Source organism: Mangrovicoccus sp. HB161399 (genome assembly GCF_013184745.1).
GTDB lineage: Bacteria > Pseudomonadota > Alphaproteobacteria > Rhodobacterales > Rhodobacteraceae > Mangrovicoccus.
This window is the reverse complement of the sequence record NZ_JAATVU010000001.1, coordinates 260,261-285,758: the sequence shown is the minus strand read 5'-3', so window position 1 is coordinate 285,758 and position 25,498 is coordinate 260,261. Positions and strand designations below refer to the sequence as shown.

The 25,498-nt window shown below is 68.3% G+C and carries 22 protein-coding genes and 3 pseudogenes; 6 read left to right on the top strand and 19 right to left on the bottom strand.

Annotation, left to right across the window (positions count from 1 at the left end):
* Both HCC78_RS01345 and HCC78_RS01340 read right to left on the bottom strand, forming a co-directional pair.
* A pseudogene (locus HCC78_RS01345) lies at nucleotides 1-676 on the bottom strand (IS5 family transposase); the annotation flags it as partial.
* 84 nt (nucleotides 677-760) lie between these two features.
* Nucleotides 761-898, bottom strand: a pseudogene (locus tag HCC78_RS01340) (IS5/IS1182 family transposase); the annotation flags it as partial.
* Nucleotides 899-1,017: 119 nt separating this feature from the next.
* Between HCC78_RS01340 and HCC78_RS01335 the strand changes: the two are divergent.
* Nucleotides 1,018-1,152, top strand: a pseudogene (locus tag HCC78_RS01335) (IS3 family transposase); the annotation flags it as partial.
* 209 nt (nucleotides 1,153-1,361) lie between these two features.
* Here the strand turns inward: HCC78_RS01335 and HCC78_RS01330 are convergent.
* From HCC78_RS01330 to HCC78_RS01280, 11 genes are all read right to left on the bottom strand, one after another.
* Entirely contained in the window at nucleotides 1,362-2,498 is a 1,137-nt protein-coding gene (locus HCC78_RS01330; RefSeq protein WP_172326923.1) for a TFIIB-type zinc finger domain-containing protein, read from the bottom strand.
* A 52-nt stretch (nucleotides 2,499-2,550) separates the two neighbouring features.
* Nucleotides 2,551-3,678, bottom strand: coding sequence for an SPFH domain-containing protein (locus HCC78_RS01325; protein WP_172326922.1), 1,128 nt, complete (start codon nucleotides 3,676-3,678; stop codon nucleotides 2,551-2,553).
* Nucleotides 3,679-3,754: 76 nt separating this feature from the next.
* Complete coding sequence (locus HCC78_RS01320; protein ID WP_172326921.1) at nucleotides 3,755-4,816, bottom strand: DUF2927 domain-containing protein; 1,062 nt, start codon at nucleotides 4,814-4,816, stop codon at nucleotides 3,755-3,757.
* A 6-nt stretch (nucleotides 4,817-4,822) separates the two neighbouring features.
* Nucleotides 4,823-5,956: a toxic anion resistance protein gene (locus HCC78_RS01315; protein ID WP_172326920.1), complete on the bottom strand. Its 1,134-nt coding sequence runs from the start codon at nucleotides 5,954-5,956 to the stop codon at nucleotides 4,823-4,825.
* Nucleotides 5,953-6,843 (bottom strand): 5-bromo-4-chloroindolyl phosphate hydrolysis family protein, encoded by an 891-nt coding sequence (locus HCC78_RS01310; RefSeq protein ID WP_172326919.1) that lies wholly within the window; start codon nucleotides 6,841-6,843, stop codon nucleotides 5,953-5,955. Before HCC78_RS01310 ends, HCC78_RS01315 begins: the two co-directional genes overlap by 4 nt.
* A 301-nt stretch (nucleotides 6,844-7,144) precedes the next feature.
* On the bottom strand, nucleotides 7,145-7,690 hold the full coding sequence (infC, locus tag HCC78_RS01305; RefSeq protein ID WP_172326945.1) for a translation initiation factor IF-3: 546 nt from the start codon (nucleotides 7,688-7,690) through the stop codon (nucleotides 7,145-7,147).
* A gap of 133 nt (nucleotides 7,691-7,823) precedes the next feature.
* Nucleotides 7,824-8,681, bottom strand: coding sequence for a ferredoxin--NADP reductase (locus HCC78_RS01300; protein WP_172326918.1), 858 nt, complete (start codon nucleotides 8,679-8,681; stop codon nucleotides 7,824-7,826).
* Between the two features lie 82 nt (nucleotides 8,682-8,763).
* A complete protein-coding gene (locus tag HCC78_RS01295) occupies nucleotides 8,764-9,180 on the bottom strand; it encodes a DUF934 domain-containing protein (RefSeq protein ID WP_172326917.1) in 417 nt (138 codons plus the stop codon).
* Nucleotides 9,177-9,935 carry a phosphoadenylyl-sulfate reductase gene (locus HCC78_RS01290; RefSeq protein ID WP_172326916.1) on the bottom strand — a complete coding sequence of 253 codons (759 nt, stop codon included), beginning with the start codon at nucleotides 9,933-9,935 and terminating at the stop codon, nucleotides 9,177-9,179. Before HCC78_RS01290 ends, HCC78_RS01295 begins: the two co-directional genes overlap by 4 nt.
* Nucleotides 9,925-11,601 (bottom strand): nitrite/sulfite reductase, encoded by a 1,677-nt coding sequence (locus HCC78_RS01285; RefSeq protein ID WP_172326915.1) that lies wholly within the window; start codon nucleotides 11,599-11,601, stop codon nucleotides 9,925-9,927. The genes HCC78_RS01290 and HCC78_RS01285 overlap by 11 nt, the downstream gene beginning before the upstream one ends.
* Before the next feature lie 31 nt (nucleotides 11,602-11,632).
* Complete coding sequence (locus tag HCC78_RS01280) at nucleotides 11,633-11,935, bottom strand: DUF2849 domain-containing protein (protein ID WP_172326914.1); 303 nt, start codon at nucleotides 11,933-11,935, stop codon at nucleotides 11,633-11,635.
* A 139-nt stretch (nucleotides 11,936-12,074) separates the two neighbouring features.
* On the opposite strand from HCC78_RS01280, the gene HCC78_RS01275 reads away from it, so the two are divergent.
* On the top strand, nucleotides 12,075-12,554 hold the full coding sequence (locus tag HCC78_RS01275) for an Lrp/AsnC family transcriptional regulator (protein WP_172326912.1): 480 nt from the start codon (nucleotides 12,075-12,077) through the stop codon (nucleotides 12,552-12,554).
* Between the two features lie 57 nt (nucleotides 12,555-12,611).
* The gene (locus HCC78_RS01270; protein WP_172326911.1) at nucleotides 12,612-13,733 is read left to right on the top strand and encodes a sialidase family protein; all 1,122 of its coding nucleotides are present in this window, start codon (nucleotides 12,612-12,614) and stop codon (nucleotides 13,731-13,733) included.
* Between the two features lie 232 nt (nucleotides 13,734-13,965).
* Here the strand turns inward: HCC78_RS01270 and HCC78_RS01265 are convergent, their stop codons facing one another.
* On the bottom strand, nucleotides 13,966-15,333 hold the full coding sequence (locus HCC78_RS01265) for a pseudouridine synthase (protein WP_172326910.1): 1,368 nt from the start codon (nucleotides 15,331-15,333) through the stop codon (nucleotides 13,966-13,968).
* Between the two features lie 75 nt (nucleotides 15,334-15,408).
* On the opposite strand from HCC78_RS01265, the gene HCC78_RS01260 reads away from it, so the two are divergent.
* From HCC78_RS01260 to HCC78_RS01250, 3 genes are all read left to right on the top strand, one after another.
* Nucleotides 15,409-15,861, top strand: a complete 453-nt coding sequence (locus tag HCC78_RS01260; RefSeq protein ID WP_172326909.1) for a nucleoside deaminase — start codon at nucleotides 15,409-15,411, stop codon at nucleotides 15,859-15,861.
* 67 nt (nucleotides 15,862-15,928) lie between these two features.
* On the top strand, nucleotides 15,929-16,198 hold the full coding sequence (locus HCC78_RS01255) for a DUF4389 domain-containing protein (protein ID WP_172326908.1): 270 nt from the start codon (nucleotides 15,929-15,931) through the stop codon (nucleotides 16,196-16,198).
* Between the two features lie 95 nt (nucleotides 16,199-16,293).
* Nucleotides 16,294-18,045 carry a DUF1217 domain-containing protein gene (locus tag HCC78_RS01250; RefSeq protein ID WP_172326907.1) on the top strand — a complete coding sequence of 584 codons (1,752 nt, stop codon included), beginning with the start codon at nucleotides 16,294-16,296 and terminating at the stop codon, nucleotides 18,043-18,045.
* Between the two features lie 973 nt (nucleotides 18,046-19,018).
* Here the strand turns inward: HCC78_RS01250 and HCC78_RS01245 are convergent.
* The 5 genes from HCC78_RS01245 to HCC78_RS01225 form a co-directional block, all read right to left on the bottom strand.
* The gene (locus tag HCC78_RS01245) at nucleotides 19,019-20,839 is read right to left on the bottom strand and encodes a M3 family oligoendopeptidase (protein ID WP_172326906.1); all 1,821 of its coding nucleotides are present in this window, start codon (nucleotides 20,837-20,839) and stop codon (nucleotides 19,019-19,021) included.
* A 78-nt stretch (nucleotides 20,840-20,917) separates the two neighbouring features.
* Entirely contained in the window at nucleotides 20,918-21,508 is a 591-nt protein-coding gene (locus tag HCC78_RS01240) for a c-type cytochrome (protein WP_172326905.1), read from the bottom strand.
* On the bottom strand, nucleotides 21,505-22,767 hold the full coding sequence (locus tag HCC78_RS01235) for a sorbosone dehydrogenase family protein (protein ID WP_172326904.1): 1,263 nt from the start codon (nucleotides 22,765-22,767) through the stop codon (nucleotides 21,505-21,507). The genes HCC78_RS01240 and HCC78_RS01235 overlap by 4 nt, the downstream gene beginning before the upstream one ends.
* A 116-nt stretch (nucleotides 22,768-22,883) precedes the next feature.
* Nucleotides 22,884-24,482, bottom strand: a complete 1,599-nt coding sequence (locus tag HCC78_RS01230; protein WP_172326903.1) for an ATP-dependent DNA ligase — start codon at nucleotides 24,480-24,482, stop codon at nucleotides 22,884-22,886.
* On the bottom strand, nucleotides 24,479-25,483 hold the full coding sequence (locus HCC78_RS01225) for a ligase-associated DNA damage response exonuclease (RefSeq protein WP_172326902.1): 1,005 nt from the start codon (nucleotides 25,481-25,483) through the stop codon (nucleotides 24,479-24,481). Before HCC78_RS01225 ends, HCC78_RS01230 begins: the two co-directional genes overlap by 4 nt.
* Nucleotides 25,484-25,498 lie beyond the last annotated feature (15 nt).

The following is a 25,498-nucleotide window of genomic DNA, read 5'->3' as shown; positions in this document are numbered from 1 at the left end:
GTAGGCACCGTCGGCAGTGACCGTCGCGATGTCCTGGTCCGGGCCGATCTGCTTCAGGAGTTCCGGCAGCATCGGCGCGTCGCCGACATTGCTGGAGGTGACCTCGACCGCCCGGATCTCCAATGTTTTCTCGTCTATGCCGATGTGGATCTTGCGCCAGACCCGGCGCTTCGAGGCGCCGTGCTTTCGGCTGTGCCGTGCCGCGCGCTTTTGCGGCCCCGCCGGGGCCACGGTCGCTCCGCACCCTTCGCCTTCCAGCTTGATGCCGGTGCCGTCCGCTGCCCGGCAGGGCATTGCGCAGCAATGCCCGAGAGGGGACGAGCAAGTGCAGCGGACCCTTGGGACCGCGATACGGGATGGTCACGTCCAGGGTCTTCTGGCGTCGGGACAGGGTGCTGAAATCCGGCACCGACCAGTCCAGCCCGGAGAGCTCCAGCAAGCTCGCCACGAAACCGGTGGCCTGGCGGAGGGGCAGTCCGAGCAGGACCTTGAGGGTCAGGCAGGCCTGGATTGCGGCGTCGCTAAATGCCTGCTGGCGGCTGCGACGCCCGGACGGCACCGCGTCCCATTGCATCGAGGGATCGAACCAGACGGTCAGCGAGCCGCGCTGCCTCAGTGCCTGATTGTAGCTCTTCCAGTTGGTGGTCTTGTACGTCGTCTTGGGAGGTCTGCTCATGCCGCACAGCTAGCATGCTGGATTCACAGGATGAATTCCTCTGGATTTGCGCAACAACGCCATTCCTGATCCTCCTCATTCGCTGTACGCTTGCTGGCGGCCGCGCCGACCTGACGGCACCGCGTCCCATTGCATGGAGGGATCGAACCAGACAGTCAGCGAGCCGCGCTGCCTCAGCGCCTGATTGTAGCTGTGCCTGTTGGTGGTCTTTACGTGGTCTTTACGTGGTCTTCGCCGGTCCGCTCATGGCCGCCAGCTATCATGCTGGATTTGCGCCGTGAATCCCAAGCCGCATTTGCGCAACAGAGCCCATGCTGAGCCACAATGCTCGGTCCGCGGCCCGGCCAGAGGCCAGACGGGATGTGTTCGACTGCATCGAATTGTTCGACAACGCCAAGCGCAAGCACGCCCGGAACGGAATGCTGTCGCCCGTCGACTTCGAGCGGCAGCAGAAACTGAGACATGAAGGCGTCTAAGAAACGCGGGGCTATTCAGTCCCTCTCCCTGGAAGTACCTTAACTCCCAGCTCGGGAGCCGGGGGCAAGGTCACCGCCATTCGAGCATCCGATACCAGACACCGTAGCAGGCAAGGATCGACATGGCCGCCCAGATCGCGGCATAGTGAATATCGCCCCGGTCCGGGTTCCGGGGGCAAGGTCGATCCGTTCGGACGCGAGTGCCCGGACTACAGGCCCTGGTTGAGGGCGATCGCATAGCCGATGGCGGCCGCGGCGGCGAGGCCGAGGAGGACGGCGGCGGCGATCTTCCAGGCGGACCAGGGCCGGGCGCCCTGGACGCGGCCGGACTGGGCGTTGACCAGCAGCCGGTAGGCCTCGCCGCGGTAGCGGTAGACGCCGACCCAGACTGGAAGCAGCACATGCTTGAAGGTGACCGCGGCGACCTCGGTGTCGATGCGGTGGATGCGCTGGCGGTCGCCGCCGATGTCGAAGCGCACGTCCCGCGCGATCACCTGGTCCATATGGGCGCGGGCCGCGTGGAAGGCTTCGTCCAGCTCGATCCCGTAGGCCTCGGCGCGCAGTCCGGCCAGGTATTCCGGCTTGTAGGGCTCCAGCCGAGACAGGTCCCAGGGCGGCAGGCCGGAGACCATCTCGGCGGGCAGGCTGCGGCTGCCCGGCACAAGCACGTCGTCGAAGAACCGCGCCACCCGGCCGCGGGCGGGGCTCCAGCGGACCTTGGCGACCTGCTCGACGCTCCCGTCGCTGCGGCGGCGGCTCTGGAAGTACACCGTGCCGCGCTGGCCGGAATAGCTTGACCGGGTCTGGGCGTCGAAGGTCCAGTAGGGGATGTAGATCCCTTCCATCCGGCGGCCCTTGCGGGCGTATTGCTGCAGGCCCGAAGGCGCGAACCAGAGCCGCCCGAGCCAGCGGGTCATCGCCTCGCGGGCATCGGCCTCGCTGACGGCGAAGGGGACCAGACCCTTCGGCTTGATATGGCGGCTGGGGCCGCTGTCGCCGACGATCGGCGTGGCGCAGAACGGGCATTCGCCGGAATGCACGCCGGGCTGGAACTCCACCTCGGCACCGCAGGAGCGGCAATGGAAGACCTGGGTCTCCTCCAGGTCGGCAGCATCCAGCTGATTGGCGAGGGCGGCGCGGAAATCGAGCTCGCGGATCGCGTTCGGCGCGCCCCAGGGACCGTTGCGGTCATCCACCTCGGCGACATGGCCGCAATGGTCGCAGACCAGCGCGCCCAAGCGCGGGTCGAAGCGCATGGCGGCGCCACAGGCCTCGCAGGGGAAGCGGTGCTCGGGCGCGGTGGCGGTGACGCTCGGCGCGCCGGGGGGCGGGGGAGGCGTGGTCATCTCGGGCGGACGGTCTCGCGGAACGGGCCCCTTCGGCGGCGGGGCGGACGGATCAGGGGCCGGGCGGCGGCGGGGGCGGCGGCATCACGGTGAAGAGCTGCGCCAGCTCGGTGACGTCTTCGGCGCGCTTCCAGCCGTCCTGGCCCTGGGTCCAGACATAGCTGTCGCGCCGCAGCCCGCCTTCGGTCACCATCCGGCCGAGACGCGCCTTGGAATAGGGCCCGGTGGTCTGGCCGTTCTCTGCGATGTGCCAGACATGCTCCACCGGCGGGGGCGGCGGCGGCACCGGCTGTACGGCGGCCTGCGGCGGCTGGTAGCTCTGGGACCGCGCGCCCCAGGGCCCCTGCGCCATCTGCTGGCCCATTCCCATCCCCATGCCCATGCCGATCCCGGCACCCATGCCGGAATTCGGCGTCTCGGCGGCGCGGGTCATCGCCTCTGCGGCCGAGTAATGCTGGTAGGCGGCAAGATCGCCGATGATCCCCATCGAGCTGCGCTTGTCGAGCGCGGCCTCGACCGCCGGCGGCAGCGAGATGTTCTCGATGTAGAGTTCCGGCATCTCCAGCCCGTAGCCCTCGAGCGTCGGCGAGATGCGCTCGGCCATCAGCTTGCCGAACTCGGCGGTGTTGGCCGCCATGTCGAGCACCGGGATGCCGGAGCTGGCCGCCACGCGGGAGAATTCCTGGACGATGATGTTGCGGATCTGGAAGGCGATCTCGTCGGAGGTGAATTCGCCGTCGGTGCCGACGATTTCCGTCATGAAGCGCGCGGCGTCCTTCACCCGGATCGAATAGGTGCCGAAGGCGCGCAGCCGCACCGGGCCGAATTCCGGATCGCGCAGCATCAGCGGATTCTTGGTGCCCCATTTCAGCCCGTTGAAGCGCACGGTCGAGACGAAATAGACCTCGGACTTGAAGGGCGAGCGGAACCCGTGGTCCCAGTGCTGCAGCGTGGTCAGCACCGGCATGTTGTTGGTCTCCAGCATGTAGAGGCCGGGGGTGAAGACATCGGCCAGCTGGCCCTCGTGGACGAAGACAGCGGTCTGGCCCTCGCGCACGGTCAGCTTTGCGCCGTACTTGATGGCATGGCCGTGGCGCTCGAACCGCCAGACCATCGTGTCGCGGGTGCTGTCCACCCAGTCGATGACATCGATGAACTCGCCGGACAGGAACGAAAACATGCGCTTGGTCCTTCTCGGGGGGCGTCGCTGCGACGGTTATGGCACGGGGCGGGCGGCGGGCCAACCCGGCGGGGCATCACTCCTGCTGGACCGCGGGCGCGGCGGCCACTTCGACCGGGGCGGGCTCCGGCGCGGCCGGGGCGGCGGCGACCGGCGGCGGCAGGAGCTCCTCGGCGATCTCGTGCACCGGCGCGGAGGCCTCGGCCACGTCCATGCCGGGGTGCAGGCGCCGGTCGTAGAGCATCTTCAGCATCAGCCGGTCCTGGTCGGTCAGCCTCGTGTATTCCTCGTCGTCGTTGAAGATCGAGGGGCGCGCCTCGCGGCTGTCATTGGCCAGCCCCATGCCCTGGGCCAGCTCCTCGTGGAAGCAGCCGCGGCGCAGGCGGGGCGGGTGCTCGCCGCGGATGATGGCGACGGCGCGGACATAGGTCTGGGGCGCTTCGGGGGACGAGAAGGCCACCACCAGGCAGAAGGTCGAGGGCAGGATGTCGAGCATCGACTCGACCACCGGGTCAGAGATGCCGGGCACGCGGCGTCGCAGCTCCGGGCGCAGCTTCAGCCGCTCGTCCTCGTTGACGACGAAGACGCTGAAATTGCCCTCGCCCTCGGTCATCCGGATCGGGTGGCCGCTGGAGTCGGCGATGATGCGCACCACCTCGGCGGCCTCGGCGCGGTCGGCGTCGCGCTGGCCGGGGGGGACGGAGTCGCCGAAGGTCATCGAGACCTCGACGGGCGCGTCCCAGCGGCGCAGGCGGCTGGCGCTTTCCTGCGCGATGAAGGTGCCGCCCTCGACGGGGGTGTATTCGTCATGCAGCGCGATGCGGATGAAATTGGTGGCCAGCCGGTCGGCGTCGATGCCGTCCAGCCCGCCGGTATCCTCGCGCAGCCGTCCGGCCGAGATCAGCCGGGATTCGAGCAGCCCGTAGCGGCGCACCAGCTCGTCGCTGGACGCGACCGGCATGTCGCGGATCGGGCTTTCCTCGGGAACCGGGTTGGGCTGCGGCCGCGGCGAGCTCTGCACCAGCCGCGGCTTCTCGGGCGCGGGGTCGGGGGCCGATCCGGGGGAGAAGCACCCCGCCAGCACCAGAAGCATCGCGGCCGTTGCCCAGCCGCCGGTTTTCCGCCCCGTGTTCCCCATGTTGCGTCAGGCCCCGGAGGTTCCGCGCGACTTGGCCGAGGCCAGCGTGTCGCGCAGCTCGGCTTCCATCTGGAGCAGGTCCCTTTCCGCGGCCGCGCGCCGTTCCTTGCCCTCGTCGGCGATGCGCAGGCTGTCCTCGATCGTCGCGATCAGCTCGGCATTGGCGGTCTTGATCGCCTCGATGTCGTAGACGCCGCGCTCGGTCTGCTCGCGCACCTGGGCATTGGCCTGGCGCAGGTTGGCGGCATTCGAGGTCAGAAGCTCGTTGGTCAGGTCGCTGGCCTCCTTCACCGCATTCGCGGCGGCGGCCGAGCGCTGGATGGTCAGCGCCTGGGCCAGCTGCGTCTCCCACAGCGGCACGGTGTTGACGAGCGTCGAGTTGATCTTGGTGATCAGCGCCTTGTCGTTTTCCTGCACCAATCTGATCGAGGGCAGGGACTGCATGGTGACCTGGCGGGTGAGCTTCAGGTCGTGCACCCGGCGTTCCAGGTCGTCGCGCGCGGCGCGCAGGTCGCGCAGCTCCTGCGCGGTCATGACCTGGTCGCCCTCGGGCGCGGCCTGCACCTCGGCTTCCTTGGCGGGAATGTCGTTGGCGTCGATCGAGGCCAGCCGCATCTCGCCCGCAGCGATGTAGAGCGCCAGCTCGTCATAGAAGGCCAGCGTCTTGCCGTAGAGCAGGTCGAGCCCCTTGATGTCCTTCAGGAGCGTGTGCTCGTGCTTTTCGAGGCTGCCGGTGATCTCGTCGATCTGGGCCTGCACGTCCTCGTATTGCGACATGAACTTCGCGACGTCGCCGCGCTTGCCGGTCAGCTTCTCCCACCAGCTGCGCTTGCGGCCGGGGTCCAGCTCCTCGGTCGAGAAGCCGCGGATCGTCGCCACCATGTCGCGCAGGCTGTCGCCTGCCGGGCCCAGATCCTTGTTGCGCACATCGGCCAGCATCGCCTGGCTGATCGTCTGCAACTCGGCCTGCGCGGCCGAGCCGAAGCCGATGATCGTGCCGGTGTCGCCGATGCGGATCTCGGCCATGCGGCGCTCGATCTCGGCCTGTTTCCCGGGCTGCAGCGCAGGCGGCTCCGCCGGTTCCGGCAGCGCGGTCGCGGCCAGATCGGCGATGTCGGACTGGAGCTTGGTGTCGGTCATTCGTCTGTCCTCGGCGAGCTCAGATGAGGCTCCCGCGACAGCCGCTCTCTCAGCACTTCCATCTCGATGTCAAGCTGGGAACGGTCGTCCAGAAGCAAGGTTTCCGTCTTTTTCGAAAAATTCCGGTCGAGGTCGTCGAGCAGCGCCATGAAGTCCCTGCGCGCGGCCGGTTCGCGGCTGCGGGCATAGTAGGCGGCGTATTTCTCGGACGCCTCGCGGGCGCCGGACAGGTAGACGCCCAGGTACTTGCGCGCGGCGGTCAGGTCGCGCGGATCCTGCTCGACGGTGCGGAACATCTCGCGGGCGGTGGCCTGGAAGCGGGCGACGACCAGCTCCAGCTCGCGGTCCTTCAGCGGGTCGAGCGCGCGATGCATCGCGGCCAGTTCGGCCTCGGCGCTGTCGACCGCGCGGGCGACGCGTCCGGACTGGAAATCGTCGGTGGCGATGCCCTTGCTCTTCATCGGGTCTGGACCGAAGGCCATCAGGTGCAGCCCCGCGCCGATCGCGCCGAGCAGCCCGCCGACCAACGGGCCGCCGCCCGGGGCGGCGGCGATGCCGAGCCCGATCCCCATCGCCGCCGAGCCGAACAGCTTGCGCGGGATGGCCGGGCGCCGCGCGACGGTGCGCGCGTCATAGGCGGCCTCGGCGCGGATGCCCTCGCGGGTCAGCCAGGCCGCGAGCATCATCGCCCCGAAGGCGGCCAGATCGGCGGCCATTTCCAGGGGCGGCGAGAAGAAGGCCGGGATCACGAAGAGGAAGGGCAGGGCGAACAGGATGTTCACCCGCGCGCCCATGCGCGTCGGCACCTTGCCCTGCCAGGGATGGGCTCTTGGCGCTGCCTCCGCGGCCGGGTCCGGGCTATAGCTGCCAGCATAGCGCCGCGCCATCAGCCAGCCCCCCCGAAAGCCACGTAGACGATCAGCGCCAGGAGCAGAAAGAATGCGATACGTTGCAAGTGAGTCTCCGCCTGTCGTTCCGGCCGGTTCCCCTGCCTAGACCGGGTCCGGACTCCTCCATAGATAGGTGTCGGCTGCCTCAGGTAAAAGTGAACTTGCCATGACTTGCCCGGATTGCGCGGAACTCCGTCGATTCTGCCGTCTCAGGCGGTGCCGCGCTGCGGAATGGACAGGCACCGGGCAAAGAAAAAGGGGCGCCTAGCGCCCCTCTGCCTCCGGTTCCGGTCCGCGGTCACTTCGCGGAAGGACCGATCATCATGACCATCTGGCGGCCTTCCATCTTCGGCATGTTCTCGACCTTGCCGATTTCCTTCACGTCCTCGGCGACGCGTTCGAGAAGTTCGCGGCCCAGGTTCTGATGGGCCATCTCGCGGCCGCGGAAACGCAGGGTGATCTTCACCTTGTCGCCCTTTTCCAGGAACTTGAAGACGTTCTTCATCTTCACTTCGTAGTCATGGGTGTCGGTTCCCGGACGGAACTTCACTTCCTTGACTTCGATGATCTTCTGCTTCTTGCGGGCCTCGCTTTCCCGCTTCTGGGTCTCGTACTTGTATTTGCCGAAATCCATGATCTTGCAGACCGGGGGCACCGCGTTGGGCGATATCTCCACCAGGTCCAGCCCTGCGCGCTCGGCAAGTTCCATGCCGCGCGAGGGCGTGCAGACGCCGACGTTTTCGCCGTCAGCACCGATAAGCCGGATTTCAGGCGCCCGGATCCGTCCATTGATGCGGGGGCCGGTGTCACGCGTCGGGGGCGCGTTATGGGGTCTGCGAGCTATGTCAGCGTTCCTTCGATAGTGATCGGGATTGGTGCGTAAAGATAGAGCCGCAAACGCAGCGTTTCAAGCGCGATCTGCCCCGTTTTCCGGGGAAAATCGCGCTTGCGCTGCGTTTGCGGCCTGATTGGCGATGTCAGCCGACGAAGGCTTTCTCGACGACGAATTGCTGCGGGTCGGAATTGGCGCCCTCGTGCAGATCCCAGCCCTCGAGGATCTCCTTGAGATCGAGGTTCAGGCCCATCGAGCCGCAGATCATCGCGCGATCGGTCGCCGGATCCATGCGGCCCGACTCGATGCCGAGATCGCGGAACACGGTGCCGTCCTTGAGCAGCGTGGTGATCCGGCCCATTTTCGGGCTCTCCTCGCGGGTGGTCGTCGGGTAGTAGCGGATCTTCTTCCAGAAGCCCTCGCCGATCAGCTCGTTGAGCAGCTCGTCGGTCTTCAGGCTCTCGATCAGCTCGGCGCCGTAGGTCAGCTCGGCCACGTCGCGGCAGGTATGGGTGATCACGATCTCGTCGTAATCCTCGTAGGTCTGCGGCTCGCGCAGCAGCGAGGCGAAAGGCGCGAAGCCGGTGCCGGTGGAGAAAAACCACAGCCGCTTGCCCGGCAGCAGCGCGTCATGCACCAGCGTGCCGACGGGTTTCGGGCGCAGGATGACGTGGTCGCCGACCTTCAGGTGCTGCAGCTTCGAGGTCAGCGGGCCGTCCTGGACCTTGATCGAGTAGAATTCCAGCTCCTCGTCCCAGGAGGGGGAGGCGATGGAATAGGCGCGCAGGAGCGGCTTCTGCTTGCCGGTCTTGGGGTCGGGATCGCCCATCAGGCCGATCATCACGAATTCGCCCGAACGGAAGCGCAGCGACTGCGGCCGGGTGCAGCGGAAGCGGAACAGCCGGTCGGTATAGTGCTGGACTTCGGTCACGGTCTGGGCGTCGGGCAGGGTCACCGGCTTGGAGGTGATGGCGGAATCGGTCATGTTTTCTTGAATCGTCATACTCTCGGCCTTCATCGCATGGGCGCGCGCCGCTGCATAGCAGCATAAACCGCGCAGCCGTTACATCTTTCCTTGATCCAGATCAGCCGCGCAGGCGGGCCTGGTGGTGGAACGCGGTCCAGTCGGCGCGGAAGGTCCACTGGTCCTCGGGCTGGCGGGCGGCAAGATCGTCGGAGATCTCCACCTCGTCGATCCCCATCCGGCGGGCCATCGCGTACTGGTCGGCGATGACATGGCCGCGGGCGCGCAGGCGGCCCTGGTAGCCCATGCGGCGCAGCTGGCCCGCGAGGGTGAAGCCGCGGCCGTCGGAGAAGCTGGGGAAGTCGATGCGGATCAGGTCGATCTCGCCGACGCGGTCCTTCAGGGCGGAGACGTCGCCGTCCGACGGCACGTCCACGGCCAGCGCGCCGTCATGCTCGGCGGGCAATTCGCCCAGGGCGATGAAATCCGCGGCCCAGTCCTCGGCGGCAAATCCGCTGTCGGTGACGATCACGCTCATGCTGCGTCTCCTTTCGGCAGCGGGCCGCGCACGACCTTGCCGTTGATGAAGTGAATCCCGCATTCCTCCTTCTGCTGGTTGCGCCAGCGTCCGGCGCGCGGGTCTTCGCCCGGCGCGACCTTGGAGGTGCAGGGCGCGCAGCCGATGGAGGGATAGCCCTGGGCCACCAGCGGGTGGCGGGGCAGGCGGTTGTTGACCATGTAGTCCTGGACATCCTGCGGCGCCCAATGGGCCAGCGGGTTGACCTTGATCCGGTTCGGCCCGTCGGCCTCGAAGAAGTCCAGCGCGGCGCGGGTCGCGCTCTGGAACCGCTTGCGGCCGGTGATCCAGGCGTCGAAGCGCGACAGGGCATGTTCCAGCGGCACGGTCTTGCGCAGGTTGCAGCACGCATCGGTGTCCTGCGTGTGCAGCAGCCCGTCGGGGTCGTGCGCCTCCAGCTGCACCTGCGTCGCGGTGATCCGGCGGATGTCGGTCAGGCCCAGCTTCTCCGCGACCTCGGTCTGGTAGTCGAGCGTTTCGCGGAACAGCATGTGGGTGTCGATGAACAGCACCGGGGTCTCCGGGTTGATCACCGCCACCATGTGCAGGAGCGCGACCGACTCGGCGCCGAAGCTCGACACCATGGCGATGCGCCCGACCTGGGGGTCGGACAGCGCGCGCTCCAGAACGGAGGTGGCCGAGTGGTGCCGGTACCTGTCGTTCAGGTAGGCAACCCGGTCCTCCGTGGGGGGGAGGGGAACGGCTTCAAGCGGCACGGGCACGCCCCTTCGCGTCTTCGCCGTAGAGGGCGAGCTTGAACGGGTTGATGCCGACCCGGCGGTAGCAGTCGAGGAAGCGCTCCTCCGCGCTCTCGCGCTCCTTCAGGTATGTCCGGATGATCGTCTCGATCGCCGGCACGATCTCGTCATAGGCGAAGCCCGGACCGGTGCGCTCGCCGACGGCCGCGGTTTCGGTGCCGTCGCCGCCCAGCGTGATCTGGTAGTTCTCCACGCCCGCGCGGTCGAGCCCGAGGATGCCGATATGGCCGACATGGTGGTGGCCGCAGGCATTGATGCAGCCCGAGATCTTGATCTTGATCTCGCCGATCTCGTGCTCGAGCTTCAGCTCGTCGAAACGGGTGGCGATCTGCTCGGCCACCGGGATCGAGCGGGCCGTCGCCAGCGCGCAGTAGTCCATGCCCGGGCAGGCGATGATGTCCGAGATCAGGCCGACATTGGCCGTCGCCAGGCCCGCGCGCAGCAGCTCGGCATGGATCACCGGCAGGTCCGACTTGTGGACATGCGGCAGAATCACGTTCTGCTCGTGGCTGATGCGCAGCTCGTCATGGCCGTAGCGGCGCGCCAGATCCGCCATCACGCGCATCTGGTCCGCGGTCGCGTCGCCCGGGGTCTGGCCATGGGCCTTCAGCGAGATGGTCACGATGGCATAGCCGTCGATGCGGTGCTCGGCCAGGTTGGTGTCCGCCCAGGAGCGGAAGACCGGGTCGGCGCCATAGGCCGCGTCATAGGCTTCGGCCGGGGCGTTGCGGAAGGCCGGTGCCGCGAATTCCTTCTCGATCGCCGCCAGGATCTCCTGGTCGACGCCGGTGAATTCCGGGCGGATCTCGGCGAAGCGCTCCTCGACGAGGGCGCGGAACGTGTCCATGCCGTTCTCGGCGACGGTGATCTTGATGCGCGCCTTGTACTTGTTGTCGCGGCGGCCCAGCGTGTTCCAGACGGACACGATCGCCTCGCAATAGGGCAGCAGGTCGGCTTTCGGCAGGAACGGATTGATAACCTGGCCGATCATCGGGGTCCGGCCGAGGCCGCCGCCGACCAGCACTTCGAAGCCGGGCTCGCCCGCCTCGTTGCGCACCATGCGCAGGCCGATGTCATGTGCCTTGGTCACGGCGCGGTCGTTCGGGCTGCCGGTGATGGCGATCTTGAACTTGCGCGGCATGAACTGGAATTCCGGATGGTCCGTGGACCACTGGCGCAGCAGCTCGGCGACGGGACGCGGATCCTCGATCTCGTCGGCGGCGGCGCCGGCGAAATGGTCCGCGGTCACGTTGCGGATCGTGTTGCCCGAGGTCTGGATCGCATGCATGCCGACATCGGCCAGCGCCTCCAAGATGGCGGGCACGTCCGGCAGCTTCGGCCAGTTGTACTGGATGTTCTGGCGGGTGGTGAAATGGCCGTAGCCCTTGTCCCACTTCTCCGCGATGTAGGCCAGCTGGTCCATCTTGGCGCTGTCGAGCGTGCCATAGGGGATGGCCACGCGCAGCATGTAGGCATGGAGCTGCAGGTAGAGCCCGTTCATGAGCCGCAGCGGCTTGAACTCGTCCTCGGTCAGCGAGCCGTCGATCCGTCGCCCGATCTGCTGGGAGAACTCGGCAACGCGGCGGCGGACATAGGCGTCGTCATACTCGGAATACGTGTACATGAGCGGGCTCCTGATTGGGGCTTGCGCGGGCTCAGGCCCGGGTTTCCTGTTTGCCGTGGGCGTAGTTCGACGGGCCCTTGGCACGGAAGGCTTCGCGGAAATGGACGGGCTCGGGGCCGTCCGGGCCCGCCTTGGCATCGGCCAGGTAGGCGCCGACCACCTTGGCCTGCTGGCCGTTGGCGAAAAGCAGGCGCAGCTGGGCGTGGGCCTCGTCCTCGATCAGTTCCGCCTCGGTGTGCTGGCGGGTCCACTGATCCTGTTCGGTCAGGTAGATCACGTCGCCTTCGATCAGGTCGTTGGCAGTGACGACCTTGGGGGTGAATGCACGGGCCATGGGGGCGTCCTTCGTTTCGGGTCACAGGGAATATAGAACAAATTCCCGTATTTCCGCTAGGTTCCGTCCAAAATAAGAACTTTTTCCGCCCATCCGTCATGTGATAGGATGATCTTGCTATTTCAGGGGGAGATTGGCCATGGCTGTTCAGCTCGATGCCGTAGATCGCAGAATTCTGGACGCGCTGCAACGCGATGCAAGCCAGTCCCTGGACGAAATTGCGCGCCGGGTCGGCGCCTCGAAAACCCCGGTCTGGAACCGCATCCGCAAGCTGCGCGAGGCGGGCGTGATCAAGGCGGAAACGGTGGTGCTGGACCCCGAGGCGCTGGGGCTGGAGGCCTGTTTCTTCGTGCTGATCCGCACCTCCGAGCACGAGGCCGAATGGCAGCAGAAGTTCCTGAAAACGCTGCGGGAAAGGCCGGAGGTGCTGGAGGCGCACCGGCTGGCCGGCGACATCGACTACATCCTCAAGGTCCGGGTCGCCAATGCCCGCGCCTATGACGTCTTCTACCAGGCGCTGATCAAGGAAGTGCGGATCTTCAACGTCACCGCGCTTCTCAGCATGGAGGAGATCAAGGCGACCATGTCGCTGCCGATCCCGGGGCTCGGCGAAGACTGAGCTTGCCCCGCCCGGCGCTTGTGGCATGATTCCCCAAGGGCAACCTGGGAGGGCGGCATGGCCGGGACGTCATTGCTTGTCGGCACGACGAAGGGGCTTTTCCTGCTGCGCGAGGAGGCGGGCTGGGCCGTGACCGGACCGCTCTGCGGCGGCTGGCCGGTCAATCACGCAATCGGGCTGGGCGGCCGGCTCTGGGCGGCGGGCGGCAACGAGTGGTTCGGCGCCGGGGTCTGGCGCTCGGAGGATGGCGGGGCGACATGGCAGCTCTCGAAGCTCGCCAACGGCCAGGCCGATGCCTGGCTGGCGCGCGAGCCGGAGATGGCGGCTCAGTTCGGCATGGAGCCCGATCCGCCCGCGCCCTTCACCGGGGAGGTCGACGCGCTCTGGTCGCTGGGGCAGCAGGGCGGACGGCTGCTGGCCGGGGCCAAGCCCGCGACCCTGTTCGTCTCGGACGACGGCGGCGAAACCTGGGAGAAGCTCACCGGTCTCACCGACCACCCGACCCGCGGAGAATGGGAGCCGGGCGCGGCGGGGCTGACGCTGCACACGATCGTCACCGACCCGGCCGACCCGGCGAAGCTCTGGGTCGGCATCTCCGCGGCCGGGGTCTTCGCCTCCGAGGATGGCGGAGCGAGCTGGGAGCGCCGCACCCGGCGCTCCAACACCGCCAGTCCGCCGCGCAGTCCCTTCGGATCGCCCGACGAGATCGGCTATTGCGTCCACAACATGGGGCGCGGGCCCGGCGACGTGCTCTACCAGCAGAACCATCACGGCGTCTTCCGCTCGCGCGACGGAGGGCGCAGCTGGGACGACATCAGCGACGGGCTGCCCTCCACCTTCGGCTTCCCGGTGGGCGTGCACCGGGAAAACCCGGACATGCTCTGGGTACTGCCGCTGAACGGCGACACCCAGGGGCGGTTTCCGCCCGATGCCAGGGCGGCTGTTTGGAAATCCGGGGATGCGGGCGAGACCTGGCGGGCCTGCCGCGAGGGGCTGCCGCAGGAGGCGTGCTTCTTCACGGTGCTGCGCCAGGCTATGGCGGTGGGGCCGGGAACGCCCGCGGGCGTGTATTTCGGCACCAATACCGGTTCGGTCTTCGCCAGCGCGGACGAGGGCGAGAGCTGGCAGGAGATCGCCCGACACCTGCCCACGGTGCTCTGCGTCGAGGTGGCCGGCTAGGGCCGGCCGATCGCAACGGACCTCGGGGGCGGGGCCGCCCTGCGCCATGGGCAGGTCAGGCAAAGCCCCGGGGTCCGTTGCGATCGGCTGACTGCAGCTTTCGGGCCGCTGGGCCTGGCCGGGCTGCGGCGAACTGGATCGCGGGTTCCTTCGCGGCTCCTCTCGGATGCGTGGCCTTCGCCGCGGGAGCACTCCGCCGCTTTCCGCGGAGTGCGGCCGCTTGCTTGCGGCCCTATTTGCGGCGGGGACCCGGCTTCGGCCCGTCCGTGCGGCGCGGGCCGCCGGGGCCGGGACGGCCGCCGGGCTTGCCGCCGGAGCGGGGGGCCTTGGCGAAGTCCGGCTTGCCGCCCGCGCCGCGGGCAGGGCGGTCGCTGCGGGCCGCATCTGCAAATCCGCCGGAGCGCTCGGCGCGCGGAGCACCTGGCTTGCCGCCGGAGCGTGGGCCTTTGGAGAAGTCCGGCTTGCCGCCCGCGCCGCGGGCAGGGCGGTCGCCGCGGGCCGCATCTGCAAATCCACCGGAGCGCTCGGCGCACGGAGCACCTGGTTTGCCGCCGGAGCGGGGGGCGTTGGCGAAGTCTGGCTTGCCGCCCGCGCCGCGGGCAGGGCGGTCGCCGCGGGCCGCATCTGCAAATCCGCCGGAGCGCTCGGCGCGGGGGGCTCCCGGCTTGCCGCCGGAGCGGGGGCCCTTGGCGAAGTCCGCTTTCCCGCCCGAACTGCGGGCAGGACGCTCGCTGCGGGCGGCCGCGGGTTTCGCCGGGCGGCGGGAGTCGAGATCGCCGAAATCGTCCTCGCGCGGCCTGCCGCCGGGTTTCGGCCCGGTGCGGCGGGTGCGCTGCGGCTTCAGCCGCGGCTTGTCCTCGTGCTCGCCGAGGCCGAGCTGGTCCTTCAGCACGCGCGCCTTCACTTCCTCGACCGCGCCCGGCGCCAGCTCGTTCAGCCGGAACGGACCGTAGCTGACCCGGATCAGCCGGTTCACCACCAGTCCCACCGACTCCATCGCGCGGCGGATTTCCCGGTTCTTGCCCTCGCGCAGGCCGACAGTCAGCCAGGCATTCGCGCCCTGCTGGCGGTCGAGGCTGATCTCCATCGGCTGGAATCGCTCGCCCTCGACGGTGACGCCCTTGCGCAGGGGTTCCAGCGTCTTGTCCTCCGGCGTGCCCTTGACCCGCACGCGGTACTTCCGCAGCCAGCCGGTCGCGGGCAGCTCCAGCTTGCGCTTGATGGCGCCATCGTTGGTCAGCAGCAGCAGCCCTTCGGAATTGAGGTCGAGCCGCCCGACGCTCATCACCCGCGGCATGTCCTCGGGCAGCTTGTCGAAGATCGTCTCGCGGCCCTTCTCGTCCTTCGCCGTCGTCACCAGCCCGGCGGGCTTGTGGTAGAGCCACAGACGCGGCGGCTCGGCCTCGGCCAGCGGCGCGCCGTCGACCAGGATGCGGTCGCTGTCCGTGACGTTCAGCGCGGGCGAATTGATGATCTTGCCGTTCACGCGGACGCGGCCTTCGGCAATGATGGTCTCCGCCTCGCGGCGGGAGGCGACCCCGGCACGGGCCAGGACCTTGGCGATGCGCTCGCCGGCGGGGGAGGAGGGTGTCTCGGTCATGATGGAAGGCGCCTATCCGCTTTTCTGCCGCGGTTCCAGCCTTGCGCGCATCCCGTGCCGGAGGCAAGACGGGGCATGAGCTTCACATCCCACATGGAGGCCGCGCTGGACGAGGCGCGGGCCGCGGCAGCCCGCGGCGAGGTTCCGGTCGGCGCGGTGCTGCTCGATCCCGGGGGCAACGTCGTGGCGCAGGCCGGGAACCGCACGCGCGAGCTGTGCGATCCGACTGCCCATGCCGAGATCCTGGCGCTGCGCGAGGCCTGCGCGGCTGCCGGGTCCGAACGCCTGCCGGGCCATGTGCTCTATGTCACGCTGGAGCCCTGCGCGATGTGCGCCGCGGCGCTGGCGGCAGCCCGGGTCGCGCGGGTGGTCTATGGCGCCTCCGACCCGAAATCCGGCGGCGTCGCCCATGGCGCGCGGGTCTTCGCGCATCCGCAGGCACATCATGTCCCCGAGGTGATCGACGGCATTGCCGCCGCCGAGTCCGAGGATCTGCTGCGCGGCTTCTTCGCCCATCGCCGCGGCTGAGCCGAAGCGCCCCCTTTCGCGCGGGCCGGGGAATGCCTACCTTCGCGGCAGGCGACAGGAGAGCGGCATGGACGACAGCGACGAGGACTATCTGCCCCGGGACGGGCGGTTCGAGCGGATCATCTACATGGTCGTCTTCCTGATCCTTTTCGCCATCGGCGAGACGCTGCTCTGGGCGGTGACCATCGCGCAGATGATCTGGGTGGCGGTCTACGGCCAGCCCAACGACCATGTCGCCGAATTCGGCGCGCGCCTCGGCGTCTGGATCAAGCGCGTCGTGCTCTACCAGTCGGGCACCACCGACGAGAAGCCCTTCCCCTGGCGCGAGATCGACTGAAGATAAAAGATAGACCAGTTTTTAACTGTTAGGGCGGCGGTAAGCCTGCGGGCCTAGCTTCGGGGGCGATTTGCGCCAGAACCCGGAATCGTCCCATGTACACGCCGCTCCTGCCCGGCAGCTCCATCACCAGCTGGCTCTACCTGAAGGACAGCCGCGCCGCCCAGCTCAACGCCTTCTCGCAGGACGGGCTGCTCAGGCGCGAACAGCAGAACTTCGCCGCCAAGATCGGGAAGATGTCCTCGGTCGACGACCTGATGAAGGACTACCAGGCGCTGAAGGTCGCGCTGGGGGCGCACGGGCTGAAGGATGACCTGCCGAACCGCTATTTCATCCGCCAGGTGATCGAGCAGGGGACAGACGACCCGGGCGATTTCGCCAACAAGCTGTCGGATGGGCGCTATGCGGCGCTGGCCAAGACCTTCGAGGCGCTGGGGCTGACCGGATCGGGCGATCTTTCGGCGTCGCTGCCGGCGCTCAGCGACGGGCTGTCGGCGGCAGTGCAGGCGCTGAACGGCGAAAGCCCGGTCTATCTCAACGCCGCGGCCAAGCTGTCCAGCAACCTGACGCTCGGGCTGCTCGGAGCCGACACTGCGGGCCGGGTCTGGGAACGGGCGCTGCGCGAGCCGGGCATGTCGAACACGCTGGGGCGCATCCTCGGCACCTCGGCCAGCGCGGCCCTGCTGGACACCAAGGGGCAGATCGATGTCTTCGAGACGACGATGGAGCAGGTCTATGGCAGCACCAAGCTCACCGCGCTGATCGATCCGAAGAACGCCTTCGCCGTGGCCGATGCCTATCTGGGCACGGCGGGGCAGGCGCTGGAGGCGGGGTTTTCCTATTCCGGGATGAAGTCGCGGATCGACGCGATCGCCAAGGCGAGCAGCAACGATGCCGACCGCTGGGCGGCGCTGCAGGCGGATACGGCGCTGCGCGACGTGATGTCGGCGGCGCTCGGCGTTTCGGCGGGCTTTTCGGGCCTTTCCGCTGCCGACCAGATCGCCGACATGAAGTCCAAGGCCGAAGGGCTTTTCGGTCGCTCGGAATTCTCCGTCTTCACCAGCCAGGCCAACCAGACGCTGCTGGGCGACCGCTATCTCGACCCCGACGGGCGCGGGCTGGCCGGGACCTTCTCGCTCGGCGCCTTCACCGATGCGGTGGAGGCTGCGCGCGACCAGGGGCCGAGCGTCGGCCAGAAATGGGAAAGCGTGCTGAAGGTCGAGCCGCTGCGCGATGCGCTGGTGCAGGGGCTCGGGCTGGGCGACGGCTTCGGCAGCCTGTCCCAGGCCGACCAGGTCGCCGCGATGAAGGCGGCGATGAAGGCTCAGTACGGCACCGAGGATGTCGCGGCGCTGCAGGATCCCAAGACCCTGGCCGCCCTATCCGGCGCGCAGGTCGATGCCCAGATCGCGGACGTGACGAAGAGCTACGTCGAACAGGAATTCCGCATCGCCGTCGGCGAGCTGCGCCCTGAGCTGCGGGTGGCGATGTCGCTGGCCGAGGAAATGAAGACGGCGGTGGAGACTGGCGGCACCGAGGCCGGGCAATGGTACCGCGTGCTGGGCAACTCGGTGCTGCGCGAGGCCTTCCAGGGCGCGTTCGGCATGGGCAGCGACTTCGCCTCGATGGATCTCGATGCGCAGCGCTCGCTGATGCAGGCCGCCAGCGAGCGGCTGATCGGCTCGTCGAAGGCATCCGATTTCCTCGATCCGGAGAACCAGGAGAAGCTGATCACCCAGTATCTCGTCCGCTCCGGCACGGCCGCGGCCAGCTATGCGGGCAGCTCCGGCTCGCTCTTCACCAGCGCTTCGGCAAGCTCGATCCTCGCGACGATCTACGGCGGCTGATCCCGCGGCCGGGCGGCGGCCGGAGAGTCGCGCTACCGTCGCGATGCCGCTGTTCCGCAGGTGCCATCCAGGCCGGCAATCCGCTGCGCCCGGACGATCTGCTTTGCGTCCCTGCCGCGAAGCAGAGCCGGACCATGCCGCTCTGCGGATCATCGGCCGGGCCCTGTGCCATCCGGTCTTGCGGCAAACGGGATAGCTTTGGCTCCCGGCGCCGCCCGGCGGATGGTCTGCCAGACTCGCATGGGTCTGCGGCCATGGCAAGACGGTTCCGGTCCAGATTGGCCATTTGCCCGCCTTTGGAAGGGCCCTTCTTCCGGCGCGAAGCGGCGGCCATGGTGGCGATGCCAGTCGGCAGGTGGTCTGCGGTCGCAATGGCGGCCGGCGACCGGGCGCCCGGCATCGCGCCTGTCTCCAACCAAATCCATCCGGAAAATGCCGTTCCGCCTGTCGCCGGCCGGGCCGTGCGCCTTCCGGCATCCCGGCGAACGGGAAAGGGCCGACTTCCCGGCGCCCTCCGGCGAATGGTTCGCCCGGGTCACAGGCCCGCCGCAAAGCGGAAGCGGTGTCCGCCCGGGTCCGCCGCCTGCCTGCCATGCCGCAGGTCCTTCTTTCCGCCCCGGGACTGGGGATGCCGCAGCCGCTGCCGGCCAAACTGGCTCCGGGCGTGCCATCGCTGCGGCAAGGGAGCGAAGTGGCCCCCTTTCGCGGGTCCTTTCGCAGGTCCGGCCGGTGGTATCCTCCCCGCGGGAAACCGGCGTTCGGTTGCGTCCGGGGTCCGGCCGGCGCTGCGGCGATGGGTCGGCGCGCCGTTCCCGATGGGTCGCGCCCTCGGGCCGTGACCGCGAGGCCGGCGATCCGGCCTTCCGTCCGCAGCGGCCAGGTGATGAACGGGGCCGTTCCGCGCGACGCCTGAAGCCAAACGAAAAGGACCGGCGCAGGGCGCCGGTCCTCGATCCGCAGGAAACGTGATGGATCAGTCCTCCATCGCCTCCAGCTCGTCGATCATGCCCGAGATCATCGACAGGCCCTTGTCCCAGAAGGCCGGGTCCGAAGCATCGAGCCCGAAGGGCGCCAGAAGCTCCTTGTGGTGCTTCGAGCCGCCCGCCTTGAGCATCTCGAAATACTTCGCCTGGAAATCCGCGTCGCCTTCCTCGTAGACGGCATAGAGCGCGTTCACCAGCCCGTCGCCGAAGGCATAGGCATAGACGTAGAAGGGCGAGTGGACGAAATGCGGGATATAGGCCCAGAAGACCTCGTAGCCCTCCATGAACTCGAAGACCGGGCCGAGGCTTTCGGCCTGGACGCTCATCCACAGCGCGCTGATGTCGTCCGGGGTCAGCTCGCCCTCGCGCCGCGCGGCGTGGAGCTTGCACTCGAAATCGTAGAAGGCGATCTGGCGCACGACCGTGTTGATCATGTCCTCGACCTTGCCGGCCAGCATCACCCGGCGCTCTTCCTTGGTTGCGGCCTTCTCCAAGAGCGCGCGGAAGGTCAGCATCTCGCCGAAGACCGAAGCGGTCTCGGCCAGGGTCAGGGGCGTCGAGCTCAGGAGCTCGCCCTGGTCCGCCGCCAGAACCTGGTGGACACCGTGGCCCAGCTCATGCGCCAGGGTCATCACGTCCCGCGGCTTGCCCAGGTAGTTCAGCATCACATAGGGATGCACGGTGGTGACGGTCGGATGCGCGAAGGCCCCCGGCGCCTTGCCCGGCTTCACGCCCGCGTCGATCCAGCCCTTCTCGAAGAACGGCGCGGCGATCTCGGCCATCTTCGGATCGAAGCCGGCATAGGCATCCAGAACGGTCTTCCTGGCCTCTTCCCAGCCGACCTTGCGGTCCGATTCCATCGGCAGAGGCGCGTTGCGGTCCCAGACCTGCAGCGTGTCGAGGCCGAGCCATTTCGCCTTCAGCGCATAGTAGCGGTGAGACAGCTTCGGATAGGCGGCGACCACGGCATTGCGCAGCGCCTCGACCACCTCGGGCTCGACATGGTTGGACAGGTGGCGGCCGGTCTGCGCGGTCGGCATCTTGCGCCAGCGGTCCTCGATCTCCTTTTCCTTGGCCAGCGTGTTGTGCACGCGGGCGAAGGTGCGGACATTCTCGCCGAAGACGCGGGCGATCTCGCGGGCGCCGGCCTCGCGCTTCGACCGGTCCTGCTCGCTGAGCAGGTCGAGCGTGGCCTCCAGCGAGCGCGGCTCGCCGTCGATGGTGAATTCCAGCCCGGCGATGGTCTCGTCGAACAGCCGGTTCCAGGCCGCGGCGCCGACCGCGGACTGGTCATGCAGGAACTGCTCCAGCTCGTCCGACAGCTGGTAGGGCTTCATCGCGCGCAGCCGGTCGAAGATCGGCTTGTAGCGGGCGAGGCCGTCGCTTTCCTTGAACATCGCGGCCAGCTTGGCGTCGTCGATGCGGTTCAGCTCCAGCGACCAGAACACCAGCTGCGCGGTCATGGTGGTGATGCGGTCCTGGGCATCGGCCATGAACTTGGCGCGCTCGGAATCCACGGTGCACTGGTAGTAGCGCAGCCCGGCATAGGACATCAGCCGGCCGGCGATGGTCGACAGCTCCTCGTCGCGCTCCACCGCGCGCAGCAGGCCGGCGGCGTCGAGCGTGTCGAGCTTGCCCGCGTAATCCTCGGCGAAGCTGGCGCAGAGCGCTTCGAGCTTCTCCATGTCGGCGGCGAATTCGGGAGAGTCGGGGGCGGGATAGAGATCCGTCAGGTCCCAGTCGGGCAGGTTGCCGAGGCCATCGGCCCCGGCGGGCGCGTTCGCGTCGAAGACGGGTCGGGCAAGCTGCATGCGGTCTCTCCTGCTAAATGCTGGAGGGTATGTAAGACCGGCCATGGCCGGGGTTCAACCCGTGTGCAGGAAACATGCCTAGTTGGCAGGCTGCGGGGACTTCACCGTCAGCTTGACGCCCGCATACCAGTCGGCGGCGGCGCGGATCTCCTCGTCGCTCAGGCCTTCGGCGATCGGTCCCATGATCTCGCTCTGGCGCTTGCCGATGCGGAAGGCCTTCAGCTGGGTGTCGACATACATCGCCGTCTCGTTCGCCAGGTTCGGCGCGTCGGGCGTGATGGCGATGCCGTCCACCCCGTGGCAGGACGAGCAGAGCTCGGGCGCGCCAGAGGGATCGGCGGTCAGCTGCGCGGTGGCGTCCTGGGATGCATACCAGGCGGTGACGTCCAGCACCTGCTGGTCGCTCAGCCCCTTGGCGACGATGGTCATCATCTCGTGCTCGCGGCTGCCGGCCCGGAACGCGTCCAGCTGGCGGCGCAGGTAGCTGGCCGGTTCGCCGCCGATATGCGGGGCGATCGGGATCTTGGCATAGCCTTCCAGCCCGTGGCAGGTGCGGCACATCCCGGCAACCTTGCGGCCCGCTTCCGGGTCGCCGCCGTCGCCGTCCTGCGCGGAAGCCGCCTGGGCGAGGAAAACCCCGCCCAGGACGATGAGAGCTGCCCGGATCACTGGGCAGGCTCGTAGGAGATGCGGTAGAGCGCCCCCGCGAGGTCGTCGGAGACCAGGATCGAGCCGTCGCGCAGCTGCGCCACGTCCACCGGCCGGCCGAGATACTCGCCGTTCTCGTCGATCCAGCCATCGGCGAAGACCTCGGTGCGGAAATCGTCGGGGTCAGAACCCTCGCCGGTATAGGTCACCATGATCCTGGCGCCGACCGGCTCGGTGCGGTTCCAGGACCCGTGCTGGGCCGAGAAGATCGCGTTCCTGTACTTGTCCGGGAACTGGCTGCCGGTGTAGAAGCTCATCCCCAGATCGGCGGCATGGGCGGTCATTTCGGTGACCGGCATGACGGCGTCCGCGGGCGGCTCCTGGTCCTTGTACTCGTTGGTGCGGACCGAGCCGCCGCCGTACCAGGGGAAGCCGAAATTCTGGCCCATGGCGGTCTGGCGGTTCAGCTCGCCCGGCGGGATGTCGTCGCCCATGCCGTCGACCTGGTTGTCGGTGAACCAGAGCTCGCCCGAAACGGGATGGAAGTCATGCCCGACCGAGTTGCGGATGCCGCGGGTGAAGACCTCGCGCCCGGTGCCGTCCTGGTTGATGCGGATGATCCCGCCGATGCCTTCCTTGGCGTAGAGGTCCAGCTTCTCCGGGGCGGGCACGTTGAAGGGCTGGCCCAGCGAGATGTAGATCTTGCCGTCCGGCCCGATCTTGCAGACCCGCGCGGTGTGGTTGAAGCTTTCCTCCTCGACCGGGATCAGGTCGCCCTTCTTGACCACGTTGAACGCGGCGACGTCCGGGCTTTCATAGAAGAACTCGGCCGCCGGGAAGACCAGCACGCGGTTCTGCTCGGCGATGTAGAGGAAGCCGTCATCGGAGACGCAGGGACCGTTCGGGATCGAGAATTGCAGCGAGGGCGCGAAGTCCTTCACCTCGTCGGCCACGCGGTCCTTGTTGCGGTCTGTCACCGACCAGACCTTGTCCTTGCGCGTGCCGACGAAGGTGACGATGCCCTGCGGGCCGACCGCCATGTGGCGCGCATCCGGCACCACGGCATAGAGGCTGATCTTGAACCCGTCGGGCAGCTTGATGCGCTCGAGGTTGCGCTTGATCCCCTCGGCATAGTCGCCGCCCTGTTCCACATAGGTGAACTCCGTGGTCCCGGTCGACTGGAAATTCGACAGCTTTTCCAGGTTGTCGGGGACTTGCTGCGCCAGAACGGTGGAACCCGCCAGCGCGGCAGCCGCGGTCAGCAGTGCCGTTTTCTTCATGTCCAATCCTCCCAATTGGTCGTTTATTTTTTCCAGTTTTCCTCCACCTTTGGTTGCAATTAACTGAATATCAATCATCCTAAAGTCGCGGTTTTCACGCGGATCCGGGGCGCGACTCAGCCGTAGAGGCGCAGCAGCTCCTGCAGGTCGGCCAGCGTGTTCGCCTCTGCCGCGGGCTTGTCCTGCCGCCAGCGCGCCATCCGGGGGAAGCGCAGGGCGATCCCGGATCTGTGGCGGGGGCTGGCCTGGATGCCCTCGAAGGCGATCTCGAAGACCAGCTCCGGCGCCACCTGCCGCACCGGCCCGAAGCGCTGCAGCGTGTTCTTCTGCACCCATCGGGTGATCTGCGCGAATTCCGCGTCGGTCAGCCCGGAATAGGCCTTGGCGAAGGGCACGAGGTCTGCGCCGTCGTGCACGGCGAAGGTGAAATCGGTGAAGAGGTTCGCCCGCCGCCCGTGCCCCGATTGCGCATAGATCATCACGGCGTCGACGGTCAGCGGCTCCAGCTTCCATTTCCACCAGTCTCCGCGCCTGCGGCCCGCGTGGTAGGGGCTGCCGGCGCGCTTCAGCATCAGCCCCTCGGCGCGGCGCTCCCGCGCCGTGGCGCGGGTTCCGGCCAGCGCGTTCCAAGAGGCGATGGGTTCCAGCGGCGACGGTCCGAGCGGCGCTTCGGGCGGCAGTCCGGCGAGAAGCGCATCCAGCCCGGCGCGGCGTTCGGAAAGCGGCCGGCCGCGCAGGTCGGCGCCGTCCCGTTCCAGCAGGTCATAGGCCAGCATCCGGGCGGGCGCCTCCGCCAGCAGCTTCTTCGGCACGGTCTTGCGTCCGATCCGCTTCTGCAGCTGCGCGAAGGGCAGGGGCTGGTTCTCCGGACGGTCCCAGGCGAGGATTTCGCCGTCGATAACCGTGCCATCGGGCAGGAAGTCGAGCAGCGGCGCGAAATCGGGGAAGCGGGGGGTGATCAGCTCCTCCCCGCGGCTCCAGAGATATAGCTCGCCGCCGCGCCGGATCAGCTGGCCGCGGATGCCGTCCCATTTCCACTCGGCCAGCCAGCCGCCCGGATCGCCCAAGCTGTCGGCCGGGTCTTCCAGCGGATGGGCCAGGCAGAACGGATAGGGGCGGCTGAGATCGTCACCGGGGTCGTTCGACAGGACCAGCTTGGCATAGCTTGTCGTGGCGGGCGTCCAGTCGCCCATCAGCCGGTGCGCCAGCCGCGGCTCCTCGATGCCGGTCGCCTCCGCCAGCGCGCGGGTGACGAGCTTCTGGCTGACGCCGACCCGGAAGCCCCCCGTCAGCAGCTTGTTGAAGACCAGCCGGTCCTCCGCCGCCATTCCGTCCCAGGCTGCCAGGACTTCGGCCTTGCGCGCCCCCTCCTCCAGCGGGCGCAGGGTCTCGATCCAGTCCATCCAGTCCGACAGCGGCCGCTCCGCGGCGCGGAGAGGCGGCGGCAGGATGAGCGAAATCGTCTCGGCAAGATCGCCCACCACCGGATAGGCTTCCTCCACCAGCCAGAGCGGCAGCCCGGCGCGTTCCGCCGCCCATTCCCTCAGCCGTGCAGACGGGACCGCCCGCCGTGGCCGCCGCCCCGACAGCAGCGCGATCGCCCAGAGCCGGTCCGCCTCGGGGGCCTCGGCCAGGTAGGCGGCCAGCACGGCAGTCTTGGCATTGGTCCGGGTCGTGCGGTCGAGCGTCTCGAACAGCCGGGCAAAGCGCTTCATTCTGCTGTCTCCCCGGCTTCCTCGCCGGTGAACTCGGTCTCGACGACGCCCGCGTCATAGCCCCGTTCCGCCAGCCAGCGGCGGAAGACGGCGGTGTAGCCATGGGTGACGAAAACCCGCTCCGCCCCGGTCTCGCGGATCGCGGCGTTGAGCCCGTCCCAGTCGGCATGGTCCGAGAGCACGAAGCCGCGGTCCATGCCGCGCCGCCGCCGGATCCCGCGCAGCCGCATCCAGCCCGAGGCGAAGCCTGCCGAGGACGGGCCGAAGCGCCGCGCCCAGGGCGTGCCGAGCGCGGAGGGCGGGGCGATGACCAGCGCGCCGGGATGGTCCTTCGGCTTGGTGTCGGGCGTGACGCGGATGGTCCCGGGCAGGCGGTAGCCTTGGGCCCGCAGCACCTCGTTCGTCGCCTCGACCGCGCCATGGGTCAGGATCGGACCCGCGGAACTGTCGATCCCGGCCAGCAGCCGCTGCGCCTTGCCCAGAGAGTAGGCGCCGAGCAGCGAGGCCCGCCCGGCGGCGCGGTTCTCCGCCCACCAGGCGTCGATTTCCGCCATCACCTCCGCCTGCGGCGCCCAGCGGAAGACCGGCAGGCCGAAGGTGCATTCCGAGATGAAGGCGTGGCAGCGCACCGGCTCGAACGGCTCGCACAGCCCGTCGGGCTCGACCTTGTAGTCGCCGGAGACGACCCAGACCTCGCCCGCCACCTCGACCCGCACCTGCGCCGAGCCGGGCAGGTGGCCCGCGGGATGGAAGCTGACCGTGGCATCGCCGATCCGGCGCGGCTCGCCGTAGCGCAGGGTTCCGGTCCGGATGTCGCCCAGCCGGTGGCGGATCACCGGCGCGGCCTCGGGCGTGCAGAGATAGCTGCCGTGCCCGGGGCGGGCATGGTCGGAATGGCCATGGGTGATGACGGCCCGGCCGACGGGCCGCCAGGGGTCGATGTGGAAATCGCCCGCGGGACAGTAGATGCCCCGCTCGGTGAAGCTCAGGACCGGCGCCATGCCCGAGGATCTAGC

What these genes read in the sequence shown, in the direction of transcription:
- HCC78_RS01330 (WP_172326923.1), bottom strand. Translation starts at nt 2,498, where the DNA reads ATGACCACGCCTCCCCCGCCCCCCGGCGCGCCGAGCGTCACCGCCACC.
- HCC78_RS01325 (WP_172326922.1), bottom strand. Translation starts at nt 3,678, where the DNA reads ATGTTTTCGTTCCTGTCCGGCGAGTTCATCGATGTCATCGACTGGGTG.
- HCC78_RS01320 (WP_172326921.1), bottom strand. Translation starts at nt 4,816, where the DNA reads ATGGGGAACACGGGGCGGAAAACCGGCGGCTGGGCAACGGCCGCGATG.
- HCC78_RS01315 (WP_172326920.1), bottom strand. Translation starts at nt 5,956, where the DNA reads ATGACCGACACCAAGCTCCAGTCCGACATCGCCGATCTGGCCGCGACC.
- HCC78_RS01310 (WP_172326919.1), bottom strand. Translation starts at nt 6,843, where the DNA reads ATGGCGCGGCGCTATGCTGGCAGCTATAGCCCGGACCCGGCCGCGGAG.
- HCC78_RS01300 (WP_172326918.1), bottom strand. Translation starts at nt 8,681, where the DNA reads ATGACGATTCAAGAAAACATGACCGATTCCGCCATCACCTCCAAGCCG.
- HCC78_RS01295 (WP_172326917.1), bottom strand. Translation starts at nt 9,180, where the DNA reads ATGAGCGTGATCGTCACCGACAGCGGATTTGCCGCCGAGGACTGGGCC.
- HCC78_RS01285 (WP_172326915.1), bottom strand. Translation starts at nt 11,601, where the DNA reads ATGTACACGTATTCCGAGTATGACGACGCCTATGTCCGCCGCCGCGTT.
- HCC78_RS01280 (WP_172326914.1), bottom strand. Translation starts at nt 11,935, where the DNA reads ATGGCCCGTGCATTCACCCCCAAGGTCGTCACTGCCAACGACCTGATC.
- HCC78_RS01275 (WP_172326912.1), top strand. Translation starts at nt 12,075, where the DNA reads ATGGCTGTTCAGCTCGATGCCGTAGATCGCAGAATTCTGGACGCGCTG.
- HCC78_RS01270 (WP_172326911.1), top strand. Translation starts at nt 12,612, where the DNA reads ATGGCCGGGACGTCATTGCTTGTCGGCACGACGAAGGGGCTTTTCCTG.
- HCC78_RS01265 (WP_172326910.1), bottom strand. Translation starts at nt 15,333, where the DNA reads ATGACCGAGACACCCTCCTCCCCCGCCGGCGAGCGCATCGCCAAGGTC.
- HCC78_RS01260 (WP_172326909.1), top strand. Translation starts at nt 15,409, where the DNA reads ATGAGCTTCACATCCCACATGGAGGCCGCGCTGGACGAGGCGCGGGCC.
- HCC78_RS01255 (WP_172326908.1), top strand. Translation starts at nt 15,929, where the DNA reads ATGGACGACAGCGACGAGGACTATCTGCCCCGGGACGGGCGGTTCGAG.
- HCC78_RS01250 (WP_172326907.1), top strand. Translation starts at nt 16,294, where the DNA reads ATGTACACGCCGCTCCTGCCCGGCAGCTCCATCACCAGCTGGCTCTAC.
- HCC78_RS01245 (WP_172326906.1), bottom strand. Translation starts at nt 20,839, where the DNA reads ATGCAGCTTGCCCGACCCGTCTTCGACGCGAACGCGCCCGCCGGGGCC.
- HCC78_RS01235 (WP_172326904.1), bottom strand. Translation starts at nt 22,767, where the DNA reads ATGAAGAAAACGGCACTGCTGACCGCGGCTGCCGCGCTGGCGGGTTCC.
- HCC78_RS01230 (WP_172326903.1), bottom strand. Translation starts at nt 24,482, where the DNA reads ATGAAGCGCTTTGCCCGGCTGTTCGAGACGCTCGACCGCACGACCCGG.
- HCC78_RS01225 (WP_172326902.1), bottom strand. Translation starts at nt 25,483, where the DNA reads ATGGCGCCGGTCCTGAGCTTCACCGAGCGGGGCATCTACTGTCCCGCG.